The organism is Paenibacillus chungangensis, assembly GCF_042675905.1.
GTDB classification, from domain to species: Bacteria; Bacillota; Bacilli; order Paenibacillales; family Paenibacillaceae; genus Pristimantibacillus; species Pristimantibacillus chungangensis.
In genome coordinates this window covers 1-2,867 of the sequence record NZ_JBHTJZ010000019.1, presented here as the reverse complement: position 1 = coordinate 2,867, position 2,867 = coordinate 1, and the positions used below count along the sequence as shown (strand labels likewise).

Here is a 2,867-nt window from a genome sequence, read left to right as displayed (position 1 = left end):
AAGACTGTATTGACGTAAACTTAGGAACCGCCGTATACCGAACGGTACGTACGGTGGTGTGGGAGGTCGGCTACTCAAATAATGGGTAGCCTCCTACCCGATTGGATATGTTATATTCCATAAGAAAACCGCCATTGTTAAAAAGGCGGTTAATTGAGCGATCATTCCCGTTGGTGGAGCAATTTTAAGGGTTTTTAGGAATAGCTTTGGATAGTAATGTTGTTAATAAAAATGAGACTAAAATGACGGATATCATAGTTATTACACTACCAACAAATAAATCATCACTGTATTCTTGGATTTTAAAACCTAATGATAAAGCTCTACCGTCCTCATATCCTGTCGGAAGATAGTACATGAAATGGTCTGCAATCAAGTCGATTAAACCAAAAATCCAACAAACCAAAAATCCTATAATGGCAGAGCTACCTACATAAGAACTAATCCTACGCTGTCGTTTGGAAAATAAATTAAATATAACAGAAATTACAGTTAAAGAACCAATCAAAATAAATAACTCTACCCACTCAACATAAAGTGATTTCGTTACACAGATTAATATCGTTGTTATTACTACAATCAAAGCAATCATTTTTTTCACTGAAACTCCTCCCTGTTAATTATTGCAGTTCACCTTGAGAGTTATAAGTAGAAAGCCGAAGTTTTCTGTTTGTTGTGTCCGTCACCGTAAATAGGCATGACTAAACCAACATATTTTTCTTGTTCGACGAGGTATTCTTATATTCTATACTGTCTATATAACGAAACCATGACAAATAATGTTTCAAATATTTGGATAAAAACCATTGCAGCGGTCCATTCATTTCTGATGACCGCCTATCGCTTCATCCAATTTAGTTGTTCGGATACGCCCGCGCCCAAGAACGCCAGAGTATGTAATTTTCTGACGGTCACGGGCAACGAGGATACACCCTTAGTTTGGGATTACAAAAAGAGGATAGGCTCCTACTTACCCCTATCGTCAGCAAGCTTTTAAGCCTCCGTAAATCCATAGTCATAACCGAATTGACACCTTAATCATGGAACGTTAGTTCGTAACTATCAGATATCAACCTTAAAGTTTAACATAGCCTTTTGCATAAGTGGCAGGAATAAGTGGGAAGCAGAGGTCAGTTACTGTCTTCCTCCTTATGGAGAACGGTTGTAATTTTGACGATCCTGGGGTAGACTTTGGGAATAATCAACTAGGATAGGAAGCGAAAACAACGTATGTATTGTGTATGTAAACCATGTATTGAGCAAGCTTTGGAGCGATTTGTCGATGAGTTCGAGGATGCGCCGGATGTAGTGGATTTGAAGGAAACGAAATTTGCAGACTGGGACCCTCCACGCAAGTGCGACTTCTGCGATGAGGCAGCCGCTTACTTGGTGGTGTAGCGAATGCATATACAGATAGCGGCTGTCGGGAAGCTGAAGGAGAAATATCTGGTGCTTGGCATAGCGGAGTATGCCAAGCGGCTCGGGCCTTACGTGAAGCTGACGCTCACGGAAGTGCCCGATGAGCGCGCGCCGGAGACGATGAGTCCGGCGGAGGAAGCTGCTGTGCGCGAGCGGGAGGGGGAGCGGCTGCTGGCGCAGCTGAAGCCGGACGCCCATGTCATCGCGCTCGCGCTCGACGGCGAGCTCTGGTCCAGCGAGGATCTCGCGGGCCAGCTCGATAAGTTAGCCACGTATGGGCGGAGCCACGTGGCTTTCGTCATTGGCGGGAGCACGGGGCTCGCTCCCGCGGTGCTGCAGCACGCCCAGCAGAAGCTGAGCTTCGGGCGCATGACCTTGCCGCATCAGCTGATGCGGCTCGTCCTCATCGAGCAGGTATACCGGGCGGTGAAGATTAACCGGGGGGAACCTTATCATAAGTGAGGCGAAATTGAAATATATTCATTTTTATATGAATCAATTTCATAATGCTTAGTTACAGAATCGTAGACTAAACCGAATTTGAGCATTTTCGTTTTTTAAAATTATGCTGCTTGTTCTTGTAATTGGCGACCTAGACGATCGCATGCTAACTTTGTGCAATTATAAACTAGCGTTACCAAGTTAAAATGCGCTTTCGCTTTTTGACCTGTTCGATGTCTCACATTGTTCAACTGGAAGAATTCCTTCAAGTATGCATTAACTCTTTCAATTGCAGATCGTTTTTTAGGGATTTATTTCCAAAGTTTCGAGCCTCGAGCCGGAGCGGTATGATCTTTATTTTGTAAACCTTCTGACAAAGTGAATCTTGCGCTAATGGACAGCTCTCACACTCTTTCGGTCGAACGTATTTGAGAGTTTCATATTTCGGGTCGTAGCTGTCGTAGCGATAAGAATGCTCTCTAACACAGGTAGGGGCGAAGTGTTCGTCAAACCCGGCAAGATCTGGTTCACGCCGACGGTTATAAGCGATAACGGCTTGTGCCTTTCCTTCTCGAACTTGCTTATATATAGGCTCATAATCGTAACCTGCATCCATGGCGGCATAGTTGAAATGGTAATTGGGATGCTGCAAAGCAATCCCTTTTAGATGTAGTTTTCCATACAGCAGCGTTGGTTATAGAATCGCCATACGTCGATGGCTTCCCAGCTTTCTGTTGTGACCATAGCTTCATATTGCCAGAACGTATCCAGCTCAAGCAGTGGATGATCATCAGCGTAACGCTGCATCTTTCGAATGACAGCCACACGCCGCGTCTTGTGCCAAGTACTTGCTTTGTAGAACAGAACAATCCCTTCGATGATCCAATCCTCATCAACAAAGTGCGTCCAGTGTTTACATTCACTTACTTGCTGGGCAAGACGACTGGTCCATTTTAATTTGCCGACATACCCGATTTGACGGGATTCCCAGAAATCATAGAAGTCTT

The 2,867-nt window shown here is 44.4% G+C and carries 3 protein-coding genes and 3 pseudogenes; 2 read left to right on the top strand and 4 right to left on the bottom strand.

Features of this window, described 5'->3' with window-relative positions; all coding sequences use genetic code 11:
- Nucleotides 1–184: 184 nt before the first annotated feature.
- Together ACFQ2I_RS13080 and ACFQ2I_RS13075 are read right to left on the bottom strand one after the other, a co-directional pair.
- Nucleotides 185–601, bottom strand: coding sequence for a hypothetical protein (locus tag ACFQ2I_RS13080; protein ID WP_377564785.1), 417 nt, complete (start codon nt 599–601; stop codon nt 185–187).
- Between the two features lie 105 nt (nt 602–706).
- Nucleotides 707–931: pseudogene (locus ACFQ2I_RS13075) on the bottom strand (hypothetical protein); the annotation flags it as partial.
- A gap of 299 nt (nt 932–1,230) precedes the next feature.
- Between ACFQ2I_RS13075 and ACFQ2I_RS13070 the strand changes: the two are divergent.
- Both ACFQ2I_RS13070 and rlmH read left to right on the top strand, forming a co-directional pair.
- The gene (locus ACFQ2I_RS13070; protein ID WP_377564784.1) at nt 1,231–1,398 is read left to right on the top strand and encodes a CxxH/CxxC protein; all 168 of its coding nucleotides are present in this window, start codon (nt 1,231–1,233) and stop codon (nt 1,396–1,398) included.
- Nucleotides 1,399–1,401: 3 nt separating this feature from the next.
- On the top strand, nt 1,402–1,881 hold the full coding sequence (gene rlmH / locus ACFQ2I_RS13065; protein ID WP_377564783.1) for a 23S rRNA (pseudouridine(1915)-N(3))-methyltransferase RlmH: 480 nt from the start codon (nt 1,402–1,404) through the stop codon (nt 1,879–1,881).
- A 101-nt stretch (nt 1,882–1,982) separates the two neighbouring features.
- Here rlmH and ACFQ2I_RS13060 read toward each other — a convergent pair.
- Both ACFQ2I_RS13060 and ACFQ2I_RS13055 read right to left on the bottom strand, forming a co-directional pair.
- Nucleotides 1,983–2,527: pseudogene (locus ACFQ2I_RS13060) on the bottom strand (transposase); the annotation flags it as partial.
- A pseudogene (locus ACFQ2I_RS13055) lies at nt 2,527–2,867 on the bottom strand (IS1380 family transposase); the annotation flags it as partial. The pseudogenes ACFQ2I_RS13060 and ACFQ2I_RS13055, both read right to left, overlap by 1 nt.